The organism is Pseudomonas sp. MWU13-2862 (genome assembly GCF_023242495.1).
GTDB lineage: Bacteria > Pseudomonadota > Gammaproteobacteria > Pseudomonadales > Pseudomonadaceae > Aquipseudomonas > Aquipseudomonas gingeri_D.
Genome location: NZ_JALMEZ010000006.1, coordinates 86,055 through 108,169 on the forward strand (window position 1 = coordinate 86,055; position 22,115 = coordinate 108,169).

Here is a 22,115-nt window from a genome sequence, read left to right on the forward strand (position 1 = left end):
GAAGTCTTGCCGGCTTTGTACCCGGCGCCGGGCCAGGCGAGTGATGAGCTGACAACCGCTTGCAAAGCCTTTGGCTTTGGAGGCCCGCGGGGTTCACCGTATAATTCACGGTCAGCCTGGGAGCCACCATGAATTCGTTGCCGATTGATGAAGTATTGCCGGCTTTGCGCCAGGCGTTGAACGAACGCCATGAGGCAGTGCTGGAAGCGCCGCCCGGTGCCGGTAAGACCACCCGGGTGCCGCTGGCGTTGCTGAACGAGCCGTGGCTGGCCGGGCAAACCATCCTGATGCTTGAGCCGCGGCGTCTCGCGGCCCGCGCGGCGGCCGAGCGACTGGCCAGTGAGCTGGGGGAAAAGGTTGGTGAAACCGTCGGCTATCGCATTCGCCTGGAAAGCCGGGTCGGCCCCAAGACGCGTATCGAAGTGGTCACCGAAGGTATTCTTGCCCGTCGTTTGAATGACGATCCGGCCCTTGAGGGGGTCGGGCTGGTGATCTTCGACGAATTCCACGAACGCAGCCTGGATGCCGACCTGGCCCTGGCCCTGAGCCTCAACGGGCGGCAGATGTTTCGTGACGAGCAGCCGCTGAAGATCCTGCTGATGTCCGCCACGCTTGAAGGCGAACGCCTGGCTGGTTTGCTGGACGACGCGCCGGTGGTACGCAGCGAAGGGCGGATGTTCCCGGTGACCTTGCGCTGGGGCCGGGCCTTTCAACCCGGAGAATTTATCGAGTCGCGAGTGGTGCAAACCGTGCACGAGGCGCTGGACGCCGAGCACGGCAGCCTGCTGGTATTTTTGCCGGGTCAGGCGGAGATTCGCCGGGTGCACCAGCAACTGGAGGAAAGCCTGGGCGGGCGGGCCGATGTGCTGCTGTGCCCGCTGCATGGCGAGTTGGACCTCGCGGCCCAGCGCGCCGCCATCGAGCCGGCACCCGCCGGCAAGCGCAAGGTGGTGCTGGCGACCAACATTGCGGAAACCAGCTTGACCATCAATGGCGTGCGGGTAGTGATCGATGCCGGGCTGGCGCGGGTGCCGCGTTTCGATCCCGGCAGCGGCATGACCCGCCTCGACACCCAGCGCATTTCCCGGGCCAGCGCCACCCAACGGGCGGGTCGCGCCGGGCGCCTGGAACCGGGGGTGTGTTATCGGTTGTGGTCCGAGGCCCAGCATGAGCAGTTGGCGGCCTATGGCAGCGCGGAAATCCTTCAGGCGGACCTGGCCGGGTTGGCCTTGCAGCTGGCGCGCTGGGGCGTGGCGCCCGGCGAGCTGGTCTGGATGGACGCGCCGCCTGCTGCCGCTTATGCCCAGGCCCAGGATCTGTTGCAGCGGCTTGGGGCGTTGGCCGGTAAGGCCGGCGCCGAGTACGCATTGACGAATCACGGCCAGGCCATGGCCGAGTTGCCGGCCCATCCGCGTATCGCCCATTTGCTGTTGCGCGGGCAGGCGCTGGGGCTGGCGGCCATGGCCTGCGATGTCGCGGCACTCCTGGGCGAGCGGGATATCCAGCGTGGTGGCGGGGCTGACCTGCACACGCGATTGGCCTTGCTGGCGGGTGAAGAGCGGGTAACCCGTGGTGCTCAGGGGGGCGTGCAGCGTGCGCGGCAACTGGCGCGGCAGTATCGCGGCTACTTGCGCGGTTCGGCGAACGAACCGGTGGCTGATCCGGATCATCCGCGCTGGCTCGGGGCGCTGTTGGCCCTGGCCTATCCGGATCGGGTGGCGCAACAGCGCCGCGACGGTGGCGCGGAATACCGGCTGGCCAACGGCCGGGCGGCCTTGTTCAGCGAAACCGACAGCCTGATGAAACAGCCCTGGTTGGTGGTGGCCGATCTGGGCAGTCGCCAGGGCCAGCGTGAAGAACGTATCTACCTGGCGGCGGAGTTCGATCCGGGCCTGTTCGACAGCGTGCTGGCCGAGCAGGTGAGCACGGTCGACCAACTGGACTGGGATGAGCGCGAAGGTGTGCTGCGTGCCGAGCGCCAGCGCAAGGTCGGTGAGTTGATCCTCAGTCGTGAGCCCCTGACCGGGCTGGACGAGGCAGCGCGTAGCCAGGCGCTGGTCAACCTGGTGCGGCGCAAGGGCCTGGAACTGTTGCCCTGGACCCCGGAGCTGCGCCAATGGCAGGCGCGGGTGGCCTTGTTACGCCAGCTGGACCTGGACGGGAAGGGCGAGAGCGAATGGCCGGATGTCGGCGACAAGACCTTGCTGGCGACCCTGGAACAGTGGCTCAAGCCCTATCTGGGGCGGGTTTCTCGGCTCAGTCATTTCGCCAATCTGGAACTGGCCGGGATTCTTCACAGCCTGTTGCCCTGGCCGTTGCCACAACGCCTGGAGGAACTGGCACCGCATCATCTGAGTGTGCCTTCGGGTTCGTCGATCCGTTTGGATTACAGTGAGCAGCCACCGATTCTGGCGGTGCGTCTGCAGGAGTTGTTCGGCCTGGCCGAGACTCCGCGGATTGCCGGTGGCCGCCAAGTGGTGAAACTGCACCTGCTGTCGCCGGCTCGGCGGCCGGTGCAGGTTACCCAGGATTTGGCAAACTTCTGGCGCAGCACCTACGCCGAAGTGAAGAAGGACCTCAAGGGACGTTATCCGAAGCATTACTGGCCGGATGATCCCTTGGTGGCCGAGGCTACTGCTCGTATAAAACCCAGGGGGACTTGAGGGCGCGACGGGTCGAGCGGGTCAGATCACCAGGATATGGTCAGGAATGTCTCAACCTTGCGGTTGGTTGGCAGGGTAGGACTGTAAGGGGGCGCCCATCTGTTTGATGCGTCCTTCCAGGCCGCCATTTTCCTGGTAGCTCGAATAGAAGGTGAAAAGGCCAAACAGCGCTAGCGCCACGGCGACAGAAGCAATACCACTGAGTGTATGGTTTCCAAGGGATCGCCAGAACCCAGGCTTTAAGCTTTCGATCTTGGCAACGATAACGCCATTGGCGATAGTCTCTTTCATCTCCGCACCGAGTTGATCAAGGGACTCGTCAATGAAGTTTTTTGCCAACTGCTCGGCTTTATCTCGATACATCCTGACTTGCTGTGGGGTACAGGCAACCTGTTTGAATGCCTCATGGTTATCGCTGTCGTGACTACGAATCCATTCGATTTTGTGGCGTTTGTACAGTGCGTACGCGAGCAGGCCCAGGAAATCCTCATCGGCTTCAACCATCTTGTTGAAGACGTTGAACGTTATTGAGCTAGCGCTGGGGGATTGATCTGAAGCGTGAGGGAGGTCAGCAGGAGATGACACCTGAGGTGTCATCTCGACTGATGGGCGCGCGGACAAAGAACAACAGTCCCGCAGTCAACGAGACAGGCGTTCGTACGCCCGCTTCATCATGTCATTGAGGGTTTCTTTGGACAGCTTCGAGGAGCGGGCAATGACATCCTTCCTGGCCGGCGACGAGAGTCGTTTGTTACTTTCCTTGACGAGTGCGATCGAGACGTTGGGCATGACAATCTCCAGTTTCTCCGTGGTCGCTCGGGTTTTCAGAGGTGCCCGAATGATCATTTCCTTTTGATCATCTTTGATAGTGACCCCAGGAAAGTCAAGAAAATGGGCGGCGATGGGGGCTGCATCAAGAATACAAACTGTGTCTGGCTTGGCCGCGTTGATGGGGCGGTCACTGCGCCGCCGGCAACAGAAACCGCGCCAGCACCGGCAAGTGATCGGAAATCGTCAAGGTATCGTCCTGCCGCACCTGGGCCTCGACCCGCTTGAGCTTGGCGCTGTAGAAAAAGTAGTCCAGGGTCCGATCCGGCCCACTGACGTCGGGATCGTTCGGGTAAAACGTCAGCCACCGCTCACGGTCGATGCCGCTGGCTTCGTTGTTGCTCGGGATCATCGGGTATTTGTCCCACAGCAGATGCAACTCACTGTCCGCCGAGTAACCACCGCGCAAGCGTGGTGGCAGGCGCAGATACTGCCCCAGCGGCAGCAGGTTGAAATCACCGCCGATCAGCCACGGCGTGCCCTGGCTCTCGAACTTGTCGAGCAATTGCAGGGTTGCCGCTGCTTGCCTGAGTTGGGTGTCGTTCTGGGCAAAGGCCCCCAGTTGCGTATTGACCACCGCCAGCTGTCCGCCGTCGCTCAGCGGCAGGTAGTTCACCAGCAGCGCCGGCCGGGGCTCGAACTGGCGCTTGAGCAGATTGCCCGGTGCCAGGGGCAGTTGCTGGCGTTCGGCGTGTTCGACCTGATAGCGACTCAAGGTCGCCAGCTTGCGCCCGACACTGCCGAAAATATGCAGGTTCGGGACAAAGTCGGCTTTCCAGTCGAACGCCTGGGAACTGCAGGGATACAGGTCCGCGAGCCGTTCCTGAAGCAACTTCAACTGGTCCTGGTAAGCACTGCTCTTGGCATTCTCGTCGACTTCCTGCAACAGCACGATGTCCGGCTGCTCGTCGCGGATCACCCGGGTCACCTCGTCCAGGCTGAAAGCCATGTCTTCCGGGGTCGGGCGATCGTCCGGGCCGCTGCCGTCGGGCAGGTCGTACCAGAACACATAACGTTTGCCCGCCAGGTACTGGAGGTTCCAGGTCATCACCTTGAGGGCCTGGCCCGGAACCAGCACCGGCGCCTCGGCGTTACAGCGCACGGTCAGGGTTTCGCGCTCTTCCGGGCGCCAGGTCAGGCTGTAGACCAGCAGGGCGGCCAGGCCCGCGACAATCAGCAGGCCTGCCACCAGGTAACGTAATAGATGGGTCATGGGCCTCGGTTCAGTCTTTGGCGGAATTTTCACCGATCAGCATGTAGATTCGGAACAAGACGACGCAGCTGAACAGTTGCAGGAAACTGTGGGCGCTGTCGATGATCAGCATCAACACCGGGTTCTGCGGTGCCGGGTAGACACTCAGGCTCAACCCCTTGAGCAGCCAGAGTGGACCCATTACACACAAGATGCAGGTGAAGGTTAGCCAGAAGTGGCCACGGCTCAAGGCGAAGCTCTCCTTCATCGCCCGCAACGGCTCGCGCCCGCGCAGCACCAGCAGGTATTCGGAGAAGGCCAGGATCACGGTCAGCCAGATACCGGGAATGAAATACAGCGACAGGCCCAGCACGATGGCAATGGTATTGACCGCCGAGAGCAGCGCAAAGCGTGGCCACAGGCGCAGGGACATGGCCAGCAGATCGCGATTGGCTGGCGCTTCGCCACGGCTGCGGGCATCGAGAAACAGGATCAGCGCTGCCGTGTAGAGCGGATAGACCAGCAGTCCGGCCACCAAGCCATAGGCTGGTGAAGCATCCGGGCCCACCGCGTTGTCCAACACCTGCTGGAGCAAGGTTTCGAAGATCACCAGCGGCAGGCAGAGCAGGGCAATCTGGCGCAGGTTGCGCTGGAAAAAATACAGGGAATCGCGGATTACATTGAACGGGTTCATCGGTTGTCTATCGCGCAGGCTGAGGCAGAGCCACACTTTAACCGATGGCGCGGGCCGACACTCAAATGTAAACGTTAGGTAAGGACTATTGAAACTTCCAGTAACAACCCCATAACTGAGGGACGCCTGACCCGGTTGGGTCGAGGCGATCGATTTCTACCCGGCAATCTAATGAGGTCGCCATGAACAGCGAAGAGCAAACCCTGATCGATGGACTGTTTTCACGGTTGCAGCAAGCCGGAACGGACTCAGCCCCGCGTGACGCCCTGGCCGAGGCGCGGATCAAGGAACACCTGACTCGCCAACCGGCTGCACCGTACTACATGACCCAGTCGATCCTGGTGCAAGAGCACGCGATCAAGAGCCTCGACGAACAGAACAAACAACTGCAGGCGCAGTTGCAGCAGCTTCAGGACGAATTGCAGCAGGCCCGCGCCCAGAGCGCCGCGCCGGCGTCGAGCAGCGGTGGTTTCCTGTCGAGCATTTTCGGTGGCAGCCGCGATCCGGCTCCAGCGCCTGCACCGAGCAATTCCGGTGGCGGCTGGCGCGAGCCGGGGCGTCCTGGGTTCAATGCTCCGCCACCGCAGCAGAACTACAACACCCAGCCCAACTATCAGCAGCCTGCCTACGCCCAGCCCGCGCCACAGCAGGCGGCCCCGGCGGCGCCCATGGGTAGCGGTTTCCTTGGTGGCGCGCTGAAAACCGCGGCCGGCGTGGCCGGTGGCGTGATGCTGGCGGAAGGTATCAGCAGCCTGTTCCATCACAACCAGCAGCAACCGCAGATCATCGAGGAAATCATCGAGCCGAGCCCGATGAGCAACAACGGTGGTGGCGGTGGTTGGGGCGATGATCAGCGCATGGCCAACAACGATTCCTGGGGCAGCAATAACAACCAGGGTGGTTTTGCCGACACCGATTTCGATGATGACAGTTCTTCCTTTTCTGGCGACGACGATTCCTTCGTCTGACCCTCTGTTTGGGTGAACACCGTCCTGTAGGAGCAGGGCTTGCCCGCGAAGAGGCCCTTGAGGTCGCCAAAAGCTTCGCTGGCAAGCCATGCCCCTACAGGTTTTTGCGTGATTCGCCAAATCTGCGTTCGCCGCCTCAAGCCCATCAGAGGCCTGAAGCGCTGACACTTACCCCGCCGATTATTCGCTGAACCTCTCCCCGGGCTGGCATACTGCGCACCTAATCGCTTCCGAGCGCTCGTCATCACCCGCCAGTGCGCTTTTGCGCCATGAGGATTCGCGGTGAAGAAAATCGCTGTGTTCGCCGATGTGCAGAACCTCTACTACACCGTTCGCCAGGCCTATGGTTGTCACTTCAACTATGCCGCTCTGTGGGCTGATATCAGCCAGCGGGGAGAGATCGTCGAGGCCTACGCCTACGCCATCGATCGCGGCGACAGCAAGCAGCAGCAGTTCCAGCAGATCCTGCGCAACCTGGGTTTTACGGTGAAACTCAAACCCTATATCCAGCGCAGCGACGGCTCGGCCAAGGGCGACTGGGACGTGGGCATCACCATCGATATCATGGACGTGGCGCCCCATGTCGACGAAGTGGTACTGGCCTCCGGCGACGGCGATTTCGACCTGCTGCTCACGCGCATCATCGACAAGCACGGCGTCGAAGCCGTGGCCTATGGCGTGCCGGGGCTGACGGCCAACTCGTTGATCCGCGCCGCAAGCCGCTACGTGCCCATCGAAGGCGCGTTGTTGTTGAAAAACTGAAACCGATTTTGCAAAGGGCTGGGCTTTTGGAACGTATTGCGGTCATCGACTTTGAAACCACGGGCATTACACCGAACGCGGGGTGCCGGGCCACGGAAATCGCCGTGGTCATCCTGGAACAAGGGCGCATCGTCGACCGTTACCAGAGCCTGATGAATGCTGGCGTGCGAGTGCCGGCCTTTATCGAACAGCTGACCGGCATCAGCAACGCCATGTTGCGTACCGCGCCGTCGGCGGAGCGGGTGATGAGCGAGGTCAACGAGTTTGTCGGTACGACTCCGTTACTGGCGCACAACGCCGCGTTCGACCAGAAGTTCTGGGATTACGAACTGGGTCGGATCAAGCGCACTCGGTTGCAGAACTTTGCCTGTTCGTTGCTGCTGGCGCGGCGCTTGATGCCGGCGGCGCCGAATCACAAGCTGGGTACGCTGACTGCGTTTGCCCGCTTGCCGCATACGGGGCAGGCGCACCGGGCCATGGCCGATGCCGAGATGGCGGCGAACCTGCTGGCGCATATGGCCGGCGAGTTGCGCGACAAACATGGGGTGCAGGCGTTGTCCCATGATTGGTTGTGCAAATTGCAGAAGGTGCCGGCGGCGAAGATTGGTGAGCATTTGAAGCGGTATCGGGGCGTCTGAGGACGCTGCTGTGATATTGCAATTTGTCGTGTGGTTTTTAGGAAATGTCGTACTGCGGGTGGCGATCTGTGCTGTCTTTTCCGAGCGGTGCAGTGACGTTAGCCTTTCTCCTGTCATCGCCAAATCGGTGACAGGGCGTAGGAACCCTTGCAATTGACTCTTTCGATACTGAACAGCCACCATACTCGCTGGTTTTGTCGCCAGTGTTCCCCTCATGGTGGCCGTGCGCGGGCACGTTGATTCGTGGCCGAGTGTCCGAGAGAGCTCGGTTCCTACCCCGCGTACGGCTGCCACCCAAGTCCGTAGGAAGGCTTTTATGGCAGCTCCTTGAATCTCTCGGAGTATTCCAAAATGGAAAAAGTCATTCTCGAAAGCCACGCTGAAACCATACAAAAACATCTTGATGACGGCGCTGCTACTGATGCGTCAAAGCCGCTTGGTCTTGCCGTTAACATTGCTTTCGAACCACACATTTTTACCCGCCATCATCTAAAGCTCCGGGCCTTGCTCCTGCATGACGAAGCCTGGTTCTGCGCCCGTGATATCGGGCATCTGATGGGAATCGAGTGGCATGAACGCAAAGCCATCAAGCTCGATCCGGATCAGCGGCGAGTGCTGAAACTCAAGGGTAGCGGCCGATCTGAAGATCATCTGATGCTCAGCGAATCCGGCGTCTACGCGATGTTGGTCTATCACTACCTGCCGGAGAATCGCCATCTGCGCCAATGGCTGACGCATCAGGTGCTGCCGATGTTGCGCGGCCAGCCGCAGCCGGCGTTGACCCAGGCGCCGAGCCTTGGAATTCTGGAATGGGATGGCGGTGCGTTGAGTCTGCTGCACTGGCGCAAGGAGCCGTGGATTCGTCTGCGTGATATGCCGCAGGTGGTGCCGGTCAGTGGGTGTGGCAGCGTCTGGTAGAGAGCTATCGCGAGCAAGCTTGCTCCTACAGTTCTGTGTCGTACACACGGGCTGCATACGATAAAAAACTGTAGGAGCCTGGCTTGCCAGCGAAGCTTTTAGCGATTTTGAGGGCCTCTTCGCGGGCAAGCCAGGCTCCTACAGGATTTGTGTCGTGCACAAGGCCCGTGTACGACACAGAACTGTAGGAGCAAGCTTGCTCGCGATGGGGTGCGAAGCGCCCCCAAAACCGGTAAACACGGACTATCAGGCAGAACACCGCAGCCGGTTTATCAGCCCTTCGCCTTCCCATTCATGTCCAAATGCCCCAACGGCACCCGCCGCTCAATCGCGCTCGACAGCACAATCGAGGTCTTGCTGAAGCCGAACTGGGCAATCCGATTGATCAACTGCTCCAGCTCCGCCATGCTCCCCACCGCCGCCTGCAGAATCACGCACGGGTCCCCGGTCACCCGATGGCATTCGGTAATCTGCGGAATCTGCGCCAGGTCGTCATAGACCTGTTGCTTGCCATGCTGGTTGAGCCGCAACTCGATCACGCACTGGATCGGCAAACCGATCTTCGCCAGGTCCACCTTGGCCTGATACCCGGTGATCACCCCACTGCTTTCCAGCTTCGCCACCCGCTCCGCCACCGCCGGCGCGGACAGGTTGACCTTGCGCGCCAGTTCGGCGAACGAGGCACGGCCATTGTCCAGCAGCTCACCCAGGATCAAACGGTCGTATTTATCCATCCACAGGCTCTCTATTGTGCGGGCTTTCGAAACAATGGTCGAAACCCCTGATATCCATGCTTTACAAAGTGTACTGGCCTTATAACACGGTTTTGTAACTTATTATTTTCCGGGCGCCTTTCTAGAATAAGCCTCCCTTGCCCTGCCTGGATCTGCCCCCCCATGTCTGCCCCACGCCGTTTCCCGTTACCGCTGATCGGTGCTTTTTTTGCGTTGTATTTCATCTGGGGCTCGACCTACCTGGCCATTCGTATCGGCGTGGAATCCTGGCCACCGTTGATGATGGGCGGCATCCGTTTTGTGATCGCCGGCAGCCTGCTGTTTGCCTATCAACGTCTTCGCGGCGTACCGGCACCGACCTGGCCGCAATGGAAAGCAGCGGCGGCCATCGGCGTGCTGCTGCTCAGCTTCGGCAATGGCGCGGTGACCCTGGCCGAGCACATGGGCGTGGCCTCGGGCGTCGCCGCGCTGACGGTGGCCACGGTGCCGCTGTTCACCTTGCTTTGCGGCTATTTCTGGGGCAACCGCAATACCGGTCTTGAATGGGCCGGAATTGTGCTCGGCCTGATCGGCATCGCCCTGCTGAACATGGGCTCCAACCTGCAAGCCAGCCCGCTCGGTGCCGGCCTGCTGCTGTTGGCCGCCGCGACCTGGGCCTTCGGTTCGGTGTGGAGCAAGCACCTGCCGCTGCCCCAGGGCGGCATGGCCAGTGCGGCGGAAATGCTGGTGGGGGGCGTGGTGTTGCTGATGGCCAGCTTTGTCCGCGGCGAGCGCCTGATCCAGATGCCCTCGACCGACGGCTGGATCGCCATGGCTTACTTGACCGTCTTCGGCTCGATCATCGCTTTCAACGCCTACATGTACCTGTTGAAGCATGTGCGCCCGGCGGCGGCCACAAGCTATGCCTACGTCAACCCGGCTGTGGCGGTGCTGCTGGGCATCCTCTTTGCCGGCGAGCACATCGGCTGGCAGGAGTGCATGGCCATGGGCGTGATCATCAGCGCCGTGGTGTTGATCGGTTTACCGCAGTGGCGCAAGCCGAAAGAGGCCTGACAGGGTAAACTGCCGCGCATTGCTTCACGGCGCTGACACTTTTCCTACGGTATTTCCATGACATTCGCCACACTCGGCCTGATCGAACCCCTGACGCGGGCCCTGGACACTCTGGGTTACCAGACCCCCACACCGATCCAGGCCCAGGCCATTCCCGCCGTATTGGCCGGTCGCGACCTGATGGCCGCGGCCCAGACCGGCACCGGCAAGACCGCCGGTTTCGCCTTGCCGCTGTTGCAGCTGCTGACCCTGGAAGGGCCGAAGGTCACCGCCAACTCGGTGCGTTCGCTGATCCTGGTGCCGACCCGGGAGCTGGCCGAGCAGGTGCATGAAAGCGTGCGCCAGTACGCCGAGCACCTGCCGCTGAGCACCTATGCGGTGTACGGCGGCGTCAGCATCAACCCGCAGATGATGAAGCTGCGCAAGGGCGTCGACCTGCTGGTGGCGACCCCGGGCCGCCTGCTCGATCTCTATCGCCAGAACGCTCTCAAGTTCAACCAGTTGCAGACCCTGGTGCTCGACGAAGCCGACCGCATGCTCGACCTCGGTTTCCAGGAGGAGCTGGGCAATATCTACAAGGCCTTGCCGAAGAAGCGCCAGACCCTGCTGTTTTCCGCAACCTTCTCCGATGCCATCCGCCTGCTGGCCGGGCAGATGCTCAACGATCCGCTGAGCATCGAAGTCAGCCCGCGCAACGTGGCGGCCAACACCGTCAAGCAGTGGCTGGTGACGGTGGACAAGAAGCGCAAGCCGGAGTTGTTTGTGCACCTGATGCGCAAGCAGCACTGGAAGCAGGTCCTGGTGTTTGCCAAGACCCGCAATGGCGTCGACCAGTTGGTGGAAAAACTCCAGGGCCTGGGCATCAATGCCGACGGCATCCATGGCGACAAACCACAAGCTACCCGCCAGCGCGCCCTGGACCGCTTCAAGGCGAGCGAGATCCAGATCCTGGTGGCCACCGATGTGGCGGCCCGTGGCCTGGACATCGAGGACTTGCCACTGGTGGTCAACTTCGACCTGCCGATCGTGGCCGAGGACTACATTCACCGGATCGGTCGTACCGGCCGTGCCGGCGCTACGGGTGAGGCGATTTCCCTGGTCTGCGCCGATGAGGTGAATCTGCTGTCAGCTATCGAGACCCTGACTCGTCAGACTCTGAAGCGTCAGGACGAAGCCGGTTTCGAACCGGATCACCGGGTGCCGGACACCGATGCCTCGGGCAGCGTGATCAAGAAACCGAAGAAGCCGAAAAAACCGAAGGCCGCCGGTGGCAAGCGCAACCTGGGCAAGTGGGTCGACAGTGGCGAGAAGCCGGAAGATGTGGTGCAGTCGATCAAGCCGGTGCGCAAGGTGCCGGTGTTCAATACCGGGCCGCGCAAGCGCAAGCCGTAAGGCGAGCATCGATGCCGTGTTGGCTCCAGGGTCAACACGGTCATTGTAGGAGCTGGCTTGCTGGCGATGGCGTCCTTGAAATTGATGCAAGGCTCAAGGGCCTCATCGCCAGCAAGCCGGCTACAACAGTTGTGTGCGTTATCCTGGGATGACCTTGTCTCGGCTCCGCTGCCGCAACCACTCCAATATCCCTTGTCCCGCCACCCGCCCGCTGGCAAAGCAGGCGGTGAGCAGGTAGCCGCCGGTCGGCGCTTCCCAATCAAGCATTTCGCCCGCACAGAACACCCCGGGCAAGGCCTTGAGCATCAATCGTTCGTCCATGACCTCGAACGGTACGCCACCGGCGCTGCTGATGGCCTCGTCCAGCGGCCGCGCCTTGACCAACGTCAGCGGCAGGGCCTTGATGGCGCTGGCCAGACGCGCCGGGTCGGCAAAGGTCTCGGCATCGGTCAGCTCCCGCAGCAACGCGGCCTTGATTCCGTCGATCCCCAACTGGCTGTGCAGGTGCTTGGCCATGGAACGTGAGCCGCGGGGTTTGGCCAGCGCGGCCTGGACCTTGTCCACAGGCTTGCCGGGCAGCAGGTCGATCTCGATCGTCGTCTGGCTTTGCTGGTTGATTTGCTCGCGAATCGGCGCGGACAGCGCGTAGATCAGGCTGCCTTCGATGCCGCTGGCGGTGATCACGCATTCCCCCAGGCGCGGCGTGCCGTGGGGCGGGGCGATGGCGACGTTCTTCAGTGGCGCACCGGCGAACTTGCCGCGCAGAACCTCGCTCCAGGCCGCGACGTCGAAGCCGCAGTTGCTCGGTTGCAAGGGTGCGATCGTCACACCCTGTTGCTCAAGCAGCGGTAACCAGGCCCCGTCGGAGCCCAGTCGCGCCCAGCTGGCGCCGCCCAATGCGAGGAGCGTGGCGTCGGGGCGCAAGGTTTTTTCGCCTTCCGGGCTGTGGATAACCAGGCTGCCGTCGCGCCAGCCCAGCCAGCGATGGCGGGTGTGGATAACTACCCCGGCTTCGCGCAGGCGCTTGAGCCAGGCGCGCAGCAGCGGGGCGGCTTTCATATCGCTGGGGAAAACCCGGCCGGAGCTGCCGACGAACGTAGTTATCCCCAGGCCGTGAATCCATTCGCACAGTGCATCGGCACCAAAAGCTCGGAGCAACGGAGCGATGTGGGGCGCACGTTCGGCGTAGCGGGAGAGAAACGCCGGGTAGGCTTCGGAATGGGTGATGTTCATGCCGCCGACGCCGGCCAGCAGGAACTTGCGTCCGACCGAAGGCATGCCGTCGTAGAGGTCGACCTGGATACCCGCCTGGCTCAGGACCTCGGCGGCCATCAGGCCGGCGGGGCCGCCACCGATAATGGCAACGTGAGGGGTGGTGTCAGGGGTTGGCTGGGTCATGGCGGGCGGCGAATTGGCTGAACGAGCCGGGCATTCTACGTTTTTCCACCGAGGATGTGGTGTACGCGGGCCTTGTAGGAGCGGCCGGTCGACGCTCGATTGGCCTCGAAAGGCCCCCAAATCGCTAAAAGCTTCGCGGGCAAGCCCTGCTCCTACAGGACGGTGGGGGCCTTAGGAGTGATGGTAGATTCAGAATCCCTGTACAAAAAATATACAGTCCTGTACAGCCCTTTGCCCATAAGGCCTGCAGCGCATTTCACTCAGGTTATCCACAGGCGGTTCCACAGCCATTGTGGGTAAGCCCAGGCTTCAGTGACAACCTGATGACGCCCAGACCTTCCGCGCGCTGTGGTGCAGGATCCCGTGGCGCCGGGCCAGGGCCTGGCGATCCTTGCTGTAGCCACCGCCGATCACCCCGACCACCGGGATATCCCGGCCCAGGCAATGGCGCAGGACACTTTCATCCCGGGCGGCCACCCCTTCATCGGTCAGTTTCAGGTAACCCAGGGCATCGTCCTTGTGCACATCCACGCCGGCGTCATACAGCACCAGGTCCGGCTGGTAGAGCGGCAGCAGGTAGTTCAACGCGTCATCCACCACCTTGAGGTAGTCACCGTCACCCATGCCCATCGGCAAGGGAATGTCCCAATCGCTGTGGGCCTTGCGCGCCGGGAAGTTTTTCTCGCAGTGCAGGGACACCGTGATGGCGTCCGGGGTGTCTTCGAGGATGCGCGCGGTGCCGTCGCCCTGGTGCACGTCGCAGTCGAAGATCAGCACCCGACCCACGCGGCCGCTTTCCAGTAGATAGCGGCTGATGACTGCCAGGTCGTTGAAAATGCAGAAACCCGCCGGGTGATCGTAATGGGCATGGTGGGTGCCGCCCGCCAGGTGGCAGGCCAGACCGTGTTCCAGCGCCTGTTCGGCGGCCAGCAGCGAGCCGCCGACCGCGCGCACGGTGCGCCGCGCCAGGGCCTCGTTCCAGGGCAGGCCAAGGCGGCGCTGGTCTTCGCGGGACAGTTCGCCGGCCATATAGCGCTCGATGTAGCCACGGTCGTGGGCCAGGGCGAGGATATCCACAGGGCAGATGGCCGGGCGCAGCAGATCGGCGTCCCGGGTCAGGCCGCTGTCCACCAGGTGATCACGCAGCAGGCGGAATTTGTCCATGGGAAAGCGATGGTCCGCGGGGAAGTCCGGGCTGTAATCATCGTGGTAGATCAAAGGCAACGGCATGGCGAATTCATGTAGGAAGGAGTGAAGGATCTTATCAGCGCGATACACTGACGAGCAGGGAGTCCGTGTTGAAAGAATCCGGAGAGAGAGTTGATGGGGCCGATACTGGAACTTGAGAGTGCACGCTTGCTGTTGCGCCAGTGGCGCGACGAGGACTTGCCGGAGTTTGCCCGGATGTGTGCCGATCCTCAGGTGATGCGCTATTTTCCGACAGTCCTCAACCGTCTGGAAAGTGCCGCGCTGATCGGTCGGATTCGCGGGCACTTCGCCGAATACGGCTTTGGCCTCTGGGCGCTGGAACGCAAGGACACCGGGGCCTTTATCGGCCTGACCGGGCTGATGCAGGTGAACTTCGAGGCCACCTTCACCCCGGCGGTGGAGATCGCTTGGCGCCTGTCCAGCGAGCACTGGGGCCTGGGCTATGCCAGCGAGGCGGCCTGGACGGCCTTGCGCTGCGGTTTCGAGCGCCTGTCCCTGGACGAGGTCGTGGCCTTTACCAGCGAGAGCAATACGGCATCGCAGAAGGTCATGCAGGCTATCGGCATGCATTACGACCCGCAATCGGACTTCGAGCATCCGAAGCTGGCCGACGATCATCCGTTGCGCCGCCACGTGCTCTACCGCATCAACCACGCGCAATGGCTGCGCACCCTGCAAGGATAACCCCGGGGTTGGCCGATCCGCTGCACCGCCGGGAGCGACAAAGGCTGTATCATTCGAGGCCTGTGGCCAGCGTGCCGGCCACACAAGCACGGATGGCTTGATATCGTCGTTAAGTGAACAGTATTGCCCTGTGTGAGGAGCGTTTGAATGAGCCAAGTGCTGGAAGACCTGGTCGACTTGCTGACCCTGGAACCGATTGAAGAAAACCTGTTTCGCGGCCGCAGCCAGGACCTGGGCTTTCGCCAGTTGTTCGGCGGCCAGGTGCTGGGCCAGTCGTTGTCGGCGGCCAGCCAGACGGTCGAGCAAGCGCGGCATGTGCATTCGATGCACGGTTATTTCCTGCGCCCGGGCGATGCCGGTTTGCCGGTGGTCTACTCGGTCGATCGGGTGCGCGACGGCGGCAGCTTCAGCACGCGGCGCGTCACGGCGATCCAGAAGGGCCAGCCGATCTTCACCTGCAGCGCCTCGTTCCAGTACGACGAGGAAGGTTTCGAGCACCAGAGCAGCATGCCCCAGGTCGTCGGGCCGGAGAACCTGGCCACGGAGCTGGAGCTCACCCAGCAACGTGCGCACCTGATTCCCGAACATATGCGTGAAAAACTCCTGTGCCCCAAGCCCATCGAAGTGCGCCCGGTCACCGAGAAGGACCCTTACAACCCGCAGCCGTCGGACCCGGTGAAGTACGTCTGGTTTCGTGCCGATGGGGCACTGGCCGACTCGCCGGCACTGCATAAATATCTGCTGGCCTATGCTTCGGACTTCGGTCTGCTGACCACGTCCTTGCTGCCCCATGGCAAGTCGGTGTGGCAGAAGGATATGCAGGTCGCCAGTCTTGATCATGCCTTGTGGTTCCATGCCGATCTGCGCGCTGACGACTGGTTGCTCTATGCCATGGACAGCCCGTGGGCCGGCAATTCCCGCGGATTTTCCAGGGGGAGCGTGTACAACCGCGCCGGTGTGCTGGTGGCATCGGTGACCCAGGAAGGCTTGATCCGTCATCGCAAGGATTGGGCATGAGTCTGTCCGAGGTACGTCATTGGGTGTTCGATATGGACGGCACCCTGACGGTGGCCGTGCACGATTTCGCCGCGATCCGCGTGGCCCTGTCGATTCCGCCGGAACACGACATTCTCACCCATCTGGCGGCATTGCCGGCGGATGAAGCCGCGACCAAACATGCCTGGTTGCTGGAGCACGAGCGGGACCTGGCGCTGGGCTCGAAGCCGGCGGTGGGGGCGGTGGAGCTGGTGCGTGAGTTGGCCGGGCGCGGTTATCGCCTGGGTATCCTGACGCGCAATGCCCGCGAGTTGGCCCATGTGACACTGGAGGCCATTGGTTTGGCGGACTGTTTTGCCGAGGCCGATGTGCTGGGTCGCGATGAAGCACCGCCCAAGCCGCATCCGGGCGGTTTGTTGAAATTGGCCGAAGCCTGGGACGTGGCGCCGAGCGAGATGGTGATGGTCGGTGACTATCGTTTCGACCTGGATTGCGGGCGAGCGGCGGGGGCTCGGACCATCTTGGTCAACCTGCCGGACAACCCATGGCCGGAGTTGACCGACTGGCATGCCGAGGATTGCGTGGCGCTTCGGCAGATGCTTTTGGCTTGAGGGCCTCTTCGCGGGCAAGCCCTGCTCCTACAGTTATTTGTCGTCCGCAAAATCTATGCACGACAGAAATTTGTAGGAGCAGGGCTTGTCGGGACGCCGCATCGCCGCGAAGACGTCAGTCCAGGCAACACATCCCTCGCTGCCTGTACCGTAAACCGCTAGCGCTGAAACAACGCCTTCTGCCCCTGCGGCGAAGTCAGCATCCCATCGCCGTTATGCCCAACCCCGGGCACCTCGACCAGCGTCTGCGCGAAGCCTTGCGGATGACGCTGTTGCAGGTAGGCGAAATAGTTATGCCCACGAATCAACCGATATGCCCCCTGGGCCTCCGCGCCACAGCTCTTGTCCAGGGCCGGATGGTTCGGGTCGGTGTCCTGTTGCCCCAGCAGGTAGGTGATATCGCGTTGCACATAACCCTGCTCCAACTGCGACGGCGATTGCCCCTTGGCGTAGTCCGGCAGGTTCTGCAGGCCATACTTCCAGTCGTTGAACCCCGGGCAACTCGCCGGGCTGAACCCCACCACTGGCCGCTGGGCGTTGAAATAGGCATAGGACGACGGGTTGGCGACCACATAACGCAGCTTGACGCCGCTCCCCGCCAATTGCGCATCGCCATGCCCTACCAGCGCATAGCGTTGCACCACCTGGCCACCCCCGGAGTGCCCGGCTACGACCACTTCACGCAGGGCCGGAAACTTCTTCCTGTTGCCCAGGCGCTGGAGCACTTCGTCCAGGGCCGCATAGGAGCTTATCGCCGAAGGCCCGGTCGATTCCGAACCGGCCATCCAGTCATCGCCGTGCCAGCGCAGCAGGTTGCCCGGCAGGTGATTGCCCCGCGCATCGCTGTCATTGAGGAACTGCGGGGCGATGATCAGGGTATTGCGGTCCTGGCCCGCCTGGGCCGCGGCGGTCTTCGCGCTCTGCAGATAGGTCATGGCGTTACGCAGCCGACCGTGGACGATGATCAGCACCCGTTCCACATCCGGCATCGGCCCCTGCCAATCGCGATTGAGCCCGACGCTCAATTCACCGGCCGACAACTTCAAGTGATTGGGGCTGACTTCGAGCCCGTGTTCCTTGGCCTGGGCCTGGGCGCCGATCACGCACATGCCCAACAACAATGACCCACACAGTATTTTTTTCATTCACAGACTCTTGGCGGCGAAGGTATCGCATTGGTTGAGTTGCCCTTGGGCGAAGCCGGTCTTGAACCAGCGCACCCGTTGCGCAGAGGTGCCGTGGGTGAAGGAGTCCGGCACCACGCGTCCCTGACCCTGCTGCTGGAGACGATCATCACCGATTGCGTTGGCGGCATTCAAGGCTTCTTCGATATCGCCGGGTTCCAGCCATTTCAAGCGTTGCTGCGCGTGATAGGCCCAGACCCCGGCCAGGCAATCGGCTTGCAGTTCCTGGCGGACCAGCAAGCCGTCGGCGCCTTCCATCTTTTGCCCTTGCTGGCGGGCCGCCTGCATCCTGGCGGACACGCCGAGCAGGTTTTGCACGTGATGGCCGACTTCGTGGGCGATCACATAGGCCTGGGCAAAATCCCCGGCGGCCTTGAAGCGTTGGGACATCTCGCGGAAAAAATCCAGGTCCAGGTAGACCTGTTGATCCGCCGGGCAATAGAACGGTCCTGTGGCGGAGGAGGCCAGGCCGCAGGCGGAGGCGACCCGTCCGCGGAACAGCACCAGTGTCGGGTCTTTGTATTGACGACCGGCCTGCTGGAAGATCTGGCCCCAGGTGTCTTCGGTGTCCCCGAGAATGGCCCGGACGAAGTCCGCCTGCTCATCGTTGGCCGGCGGTGCCTGGCGGGTTTGCTGAGTGGCGGGGGCTAAAGGTTGCTGGCTGAGGTGGTTGTTGAGTTCTCCGAGAATCTGCATGGGGTCCTGGCCCGTGAGCAGACCGATGCCGACGATCAACACGACGGCGCCCAGGCTCAAGCCTTTGCCACCGCCGAAACGCAGACCGCCACTCCCGGCATTGCTGTCATCGCGAGCATCCACCACGTTGTCGCTGCGCCGTCCTTTTCTCCAGAGCATGTGGGAATCCTCTTGTTGCTGTCGCAATGAGTGTTGCTGCTGGGGCAGGTGAGCGCCAGTCCGGTCGTCAGGCCGTTTCGGCCAGCCACTTGACGCTTTTTCATCCAGGGAGAATACTCGGTAAAAATTCATATAGATGACTGGATAACTACAAGAATGAATGCCCTTTCCAGCGACGAACGCCTGCCCCTTTATCAACGTCTGCGTGACGAACTGGCCCGGCAAATAGCCAATAACCGCTGGCGCCCGGGCGAGGCGATTCCCACCGAAACGGTGCTGGCCGGCGAGTACCAGCTGTCCATCGGTACCGTGCGCAAGGCCATCGACAAGCTGGTGGAGGAGGGCATTCTCGAACGCCATCAAGGCCGCGGCACCTTTATCCGTCGCCCGCAGTTCCAGTCTTCGCTGTTCCGCTTCTTCCGCTTCCAGACCCTGGCCGGTGAACGCCAGGTCCCCGAAAGCCGAATCCTCAATATCGATTCCCTGCCCGCGCCCTCCGCCGTCAGCCAGGCCCTGGGGCTGCCGCCCGAGGCCGAGGTTATCCGTATGGTCCGTCTGCGACTGCTGGAAGGCGCGCCGGTGCTGGCCGAGGAAATCTGGCTGCCCAAGGGGCCGTTCCAGGCGCTGCTGAGCGCCGATCTGGACCAGCAGGGGCCGCTGCTCTATCCGATCTACGAGGAACTCTGCGGCCAGGTCGTCGCCTGTGCCGAGGAAACCCTTACCGCCGAAGCCGTGGGCGAGGTCCATGCGCGGTTGTTGCAGATCGAGGCCAACAGCCCGGTGGTGGTGATCGAGCGACTGGCCCGCGACTACGCCGGCCAGCCGCTGGAGTGGCGGCGCTCCCGTGGCCAGGCCAGCCACTTCCGCTACAGCGTCGAGATTCGCTGAGCCCTGACCCGCTCCCCGTTCACCTATAAGGATAAGAAATCATGTTCAGTTGGTATCGCGATATCACCTCGAGGGAGCGCAAGACATTCTGGGCCTGCTTTGGCGGCTGGTCCCTGGATGCGCTGGAAGTGCAAATGTTCGGCCTGGCGATTCCCGCGCTGATCGCCGCCTTCGCCCTGAGCAAGGGCGATGCCGGGTTGGTCAGCGGCGTGACCCTGATCAGTTCGGCCATCGGTGGCTGGCTCGGCGGCACGCTGTCCGACCGCTATGGCCGGGTCCGAACGCTGCAATGGATGATCCTCTGGTTCTCGTTGTTCACCTTTCTTTCGGCCTTTGTCACCAGCTTCAATCAGTTGCTGATCGTCAAGGCGCTGCAAGGCTTTGGCATCGGCGGCGAGTGGGCGGCGGGCGCGGTGCTGATGGCCGAGACCATCCAGGCCCGGTTCCGCGGCAAGGTCATGGGCGCGGTTCAGAGCGCCTGGGCGATCGGCTGGGGCGCGGCGGTCGGGGTGTTTACGCTGATCTATACCTTCGTGCCCGAGGCCATGGCCTGGCGCGTGATGTTCCTCGTGGGCCTGTTGCCGGCGCTGCTGGTGATTTATGTGCGGCGCAGCGTGGTCGAGCCCGACAGCGCGCAACGCCAGGCCAAGGCCCAGAGCCGTGGTTTGTTGGCTTCGATGGCGGCGATCTTCCGTCCCGAGTTGCTGCGGGTGACGCTGCTCGGCGGCATCCTCGGTCTGGGGGCGCACGGTGGTTATCACGCGGTGATGACCTGGCTGCCGACCTTCCTCAAGACCGAACGCAACCTTTCGGTGTTGAGTTCTGGCGGCTACCTGGCGGTGATCATCGTGGCGTTCTGGTTCGGCTGTGTGGTCAGCGGTCTGTTGCTGGACCGTATCGGCCGGCGCAAGAACATCATCCTCTTCGCCTTCTGTTGCGTGATCACGGTGCAGTGCTATCTGTTCCTGCCGTTGAGCAATACCCAGATGCTGTTCCTCGGCTTCCCCCTGGGCTTTTTCGCCGCCGGGATCCCGGCCAGCCTGGGGTCGTTCTTCAATGAGCTGTATCCGGCGGATGTCCGTGGTGCCGGCGTGGGCTTTTGCTACAACTTCGGTCGTGTGCTGTCGGCGGTGTTCCCGTTCATGGTCGGGCATATGAGCGAGTCGATGTCCCTGGGTTCGGCCATCGGTATCGATGCGGGGATCGCCTACGGCGTGGCGGTGCTGGCCGCATTGGCGCTGCCGGAAACCAAGGGCCGCAATCTGCAGGAGGCTGTGCCGGAAGTCGCGTCGGCCAAGGGCGCAGATGCCCGCCAATTATCCTGAGAGCACCACGTAACTTGTAGGAGCAGGGCTTGCCCGCGAAGGCGTCTTGACAGGCAACGCCAGGCTCAAGGGCCTCATCGCCACAAGACCTGCGTTCAGACGTGATTCAACTTTATATCGCGCCGCCCTGTGCGGTGCTTCAGCCATAGATGAGTTCCATGCCCGAGACTTGCCCACTGCCGATTCGCGGCATCGATGCCCATGCCCATGTTTTCGAACGCGGCCTGGGGCTTGCGACCGTGCGCCGTTATGCACCGGATTACGACGCCACGCTGGAAACGTATCTGCAGCACTTGCAGCGCAACGGCCTGAGCCACGGCGTGCTGGTGCAACCGAGTTTCCTCGGAACCGACAACAGCTATCTGCTGGCAGCATTGCAGCAGGAGCCCGAACGGTTGCGCGGGGTGGTGGTGGTCGAGCGCGATATTGCCCTCAGCGAGTTGGAGCGGATGGCCGGACTCGGCGTGGCGGGCGTTCGCCTGAACCTGATGGGGCAGCCATTGCCGGACTTCTCCGGCGCGTCGTGGCAGGTGTTTTTCGGCCATTTACGCCGCCTCGACTGGCATGTCGAAGTACACCGTCAACTGGAGGATCTGCCGGCTTTGGTCGAGCCGTTGCTGGCGCTGGGTTGCAAGGTGGTGGTGGATCATTTCGGCCGTCCCGATGCACGGCTCGGGGCCGGGCAACCGGCTTTTGCCCGTCTGCTTGAACTGGGTGAAAGCGGGCGCTTGTGGATCAAGGTTTCGGGTATTTACCGGCTGGGCGGGACGCCGATGGAAAACCTGCATTTCGCCGAGAAGGCCTTGTCGTTGATGCTGCAAACCCTGGGGCCGGACCGTTTGTTGTGGGGCAGCGATTGGCCGCATACGCAGCATGAGCAGGAGGTAGGTTTCAGCTCGGAGCTTGATCGTCTGCGTCGTCTGGCCTGCGCCGCGCCGTTACGTCAGCATCTGCTGTGCAATACGGCGGCGGAGTTGTTCGGCTTCGTGAAGGACTGAACACGACGATATCTTTGCGTTGGAACCCGATCTGTAGGAGCCGGCTTGCTGGCGATAGCGATTTTCCAGGCGACGACGATGTCGCCCATCAGATCGCATCGCCAGCAAGCCGGCTCCTACAGGTG

General features: G+C 62.2%; 22 protein-coding genes. 13 read left to right on the forward strand and 9 right to left on the reverse strand.

Features of this window, described 5'->3' with window-relative positions; genetic code table 11:
• Window positions 1-128: 128 nt before the first annotated feature.
• A complete protein-coding gene (hrpB, locus tag M5C56_RS12760; protein WP_103495839.1) occupies window positions 129-2,663 on the forward strand; it encodes an ATP-dependent helicase HrpB in 2,535 nt (844 codons plus the stop codon).
• Window positions 2,664-2,714: 51 nt separating this feature from the next.
• Here the strand turns inward: hrpB and M5C56_RS12765 are convergent, their stop codons facing one another.
• From M5C56_RS12765 to M5C56_RS12780, 4 genes are all read right to left on the reverse strand, one after another.
• Window positions 2,715-3,167, reverse strand: a complete 453-nt coding sequence (locus M5C56_RS12765; RefSeq protein ID WP_152741754.1) for a hypothetical protein — start codon at window positions 3,165-3,167, stop codon at window positions 2,715-2,717.
• Window positions 3,168-3,302: 135 nt separating this feature from the next.
• Window positions 3,303-3,452: a hypothetical protein gene (locus M5C56_RS12770; RefSeq protein ID WP_178129990.1), complete on the reverse strand. Its 150-nt coding sequence runs from the start codon at window positions 3,450-3,452 to the stop codon at window positions 3,303-3,305.
• Window positions 3,453-3,621: 169 nt separating this feature from the next.
• Window positions 3,622-4,704 carry an endonuclease/exonuclease/phosphatase family protein gene (locus M5C56_RS12775; RefSeq protein ID WP_103495842.1) on the reverse strand — a complete coding sequence of 361 codons (1,083 nt, stop codon included), beginning with the start codon at window positions 4,702-4,704 and terminating at the stop codon, window positions 3,622-3,624.
• Between the two features lie 10 nt (window positions 4,705-4,714).
• Window positions 4,715-5,377 (reverse strand): YciC family protein, encoded by a 663-nt coding sequence (locus M5C56_RS12780; RefSeq protein WP_103495843.1) that lies wholly within the window; start codon window positions 5,375-5,377, stop codon window positions 4,715-4,717.
• Between the two features lie 182 nt (window positions 5,378-5,559).
• Here M5C56_RS12780 and M5C56_RS12785 point away from each other — a divergent pair, with 182 nt between their 5' ends.
• The 4 genes from M5C56_RS12785 to M5C56_RS12800 all read left to right on the forward strand — a co-directional run bounded on the left by M5C56_RS12785 (window position 5,560) and on the right by M5C56_RS12800 (window position 8,663).
• Entirely contained in the window at window positions 5,560-6,345 is a 786-nt protein-coding gene (locus M5C56_RS12785; protein ID WP_103495844.1) for a DUF2076 domain-containing protein, read from the forward strand.
• 282 nt (window positions 6,346-6,627) lie between these two features.
• Window positions 6,628-7,107 (forward strand): NYN domain-containing protein, encoded by a 480-nt coding sequence (locus tag M5C56_RS12790; protein WP_100941494.1) that lies wholly within the window; start codon window positions 6,628-6,630, stop codon window positions 7,105-7,107.
• 26 nt (window positions 7,108-7,133) lie between these two features.
• Window positions 7,134-7,745: a 3'-5' exonuclease gene (locus M5C56_RS12795; RefSeq protein WP_103495845.1), complete on the forward strand. Its 612-nt coding sequence runs from the start codon at window positions 7,134-7,136 to the stop codon at window positions 7,743-7,745.
• Between the two features lie 351 nt (window positions 7,746-8,096).
• Window positions 8,097-8,663: a Bro-N domain-containing protein gene (locus M5C56_RS12800; RefSeq protein ID WP_103495846.1), complete on the forward strand. Its 567-nt coding sequence runs from the start codon at window positions 8,097-8,099 to the stop codon at window positions 8,661-8,663.
• Window positions 8,664-8,935: 272 nt separating this feature from the next.
• Here the strand turns inward: M5C56_RS12800 and M5C56_RS12805 are convergent, their stop codons facing one another.
• Entirely contained in the window at window positions 8,936-9,397 is a 462-nt protein-coding gene (locus tag M5C56_RS12805; RefSeq protein ID WP_103495848.1) for an Lrp/AsnC family transcriptional regulator, read from the reverse strand.
• 162 nt (window positions 9,398-9,559) lie between these two features.
• Between M5C56_RS12805 and yedA the strand changes: the two genes are divergently transcribed.
• The gene (yedA, locus tag M5C56_RS12810) at window positions 9,560-10,450 is read left to right on the forward strand and encodes a drug/metabolite exporter YedA (protein WP_103495849.1); all 891 of its coding nucleotides are present in this window, start codon (window positions 9,560-9,562) and stop codon (window positions 10,448-10,450) included.
• Between the two features lie 57 nt (window positions 10,451-10,507).
• Window positions 10,508-11,842, forward strand: a complete 1,335-nt coding sequence (locus tag M5C56_RS12815) for a DEAD/DEAH box helicase (protein WP_100941488.1) — start codon at window positions 10,508-10,510, stop codon at window positions 11,840-11,842.
• Between the two features lie 138 nt (window positions 11,843-11,980).
• Here M5C56_RS12815 and M5C56_RS12820 read toward each other — a convergent pair whose 3' ends face one another.
• The gene (locus M5C56_RS12820; RefSeq protein ID WP_103495850.1) at window positions 11,981-13,240 is read right to left on the reverse strand and encodes a TIGR03862 family flavoprotein; all 1,260 of its coding nucleotides are present in this window, start codon (window positions 13,238-13,240) and stop codon (window positions 11,981-11,983) included.
• A 309-nt stretch (window positions 13,241-13,549) separates the two neighbouring features.
• Window positions 13,550-14,470, reverse strand: coding sequence for a histone deacetylase (locus tag M5C56_RS12825; protein WP_103495851.1), 921 nt, complete (start codon window positions 14,468-14,470; stop codon window positions 13,550-13,552).
• A gap of 93 nt (window positions 14,471-14,563) precedes the next feature.
• Between M5C56_RS12825 and M5C56_RS12830 the strand changes: the two genes are divergently transcribed.
• The 3 genes from M5C56_RS12830 to M5C56_RS12840 all read left to right on the forward strand — a co-directional run bounded on the left by M5C56_RS12830 (window position 14,564) and on the right by M5C56_RS12840 (window position 16,740).
• Window positions 14,564-15,133 (forward strand): GNAT family N-acetyltransferase, encoded by a 570-nt coding sequence (locus M5C56_RS12830; RefSeq protein WP_103495852.1) that lies wholly within the window; start codon window positions 14,564-14,566, stop codon window positions 15,131-15,133.
• Between the two features lie 147 nt (window positions 15,134-15,280).
• A complete protein-coding gene (gene tesB, locus M5C56_RS12835) occupies window positions 15,281-16,150 on the forward strand; it encodes an acyl-CoA thioesterase II (protein WP_103495853.1) in 870 nt (289 codons plus the stop codon).
• A complete protein-coding gene (locus tag M5C56_RS12840; RefSeq protein WP_103495854.1) occupies window positions 16,147-16,740 on the forward strand; it encodes an HAD family hydrolase in 594 nt (197 codons plus the stop codon). The genes tesB and M5C56_RS12840 overlap by 4 nt, the downstream gene beginning before the upstream one ends.
• A 158-nt stretch (window positions 16,741-16,898) precedes the next feature.
• Here M5C56_RS12840 and M5C56_RS12845 read toward each other — a convergent pair whose 3' ends face one another.
• Window positions 16,899-17,885 (reverse strand): alpha/beta hydrolase, encoded by a 987-nt coding sequence (locus M5C56_RS12845; protein WP_247263172.1) that lies wholly within the window; start codon window positions 17,883-17,885, stop codon window positions 16,899-16,901.
• Window positions 17,886-18,779, reverse strand: a complete 894-nt coding sequence (locus M5C56_RS12850; protein WP_103495856.1) for a neutral zinc metallopeptidase — start codon at window positions 18,777-18,779, stop codon at window positions 17,886-17,888.
• Window positions 18,780-18,935: 156 nt separating this feature from the next.
• Between M5C56_RS12850 and M5C56_RS12855 the strand changes: the two genes are divergently transcribed.
• The 3 genes from M5C56_RS12855 to M5C56_RS12865 all read left to right on the forward strand — a co-directional run bounded on the left by M5C56_RS12855 (window position 18,936) and on the right by M5C56_RS12865 (window position 21,990).
• Window positions 18,936-19,667, forward strand: a complete 732-nt coding sequence (locus M5C56_RS12855; protein ID WP_103495857.1) for a GntR family transcriptional regulator — start codon at window positions 18,936-18,938, stop codon at window positions 19,665-19,667.
• A 41-nt stretch (window positions 19,668-19,708) separates the two neighbouring features.
• Window positions 19,709-20,992, forward strand: a complete 1,284-nt coding sequence (locus tag M5C56_RS12860) for an MFS transporter (RefSeq protein ID WP_103495858.1) — start codon at window positions 19,709-19,711, stop codon at window positions 20,990-20,992.
• A gap of 158 nt (window positions 20,993-21,150) precedes the next feature.
• Window positions 21,151-21,990, forward strand: a complete 840-nt coding sequence (locus M5C56_RS12865; RefSeq protein ID WP_247263171.1) for an amidohydrolase family protein — start codon at window positions 21,151-21,153, stop codon at window positions 21,988-21,990.
• Window positions 21,991-22,115 lie beyond the last annotated feature (125 nt).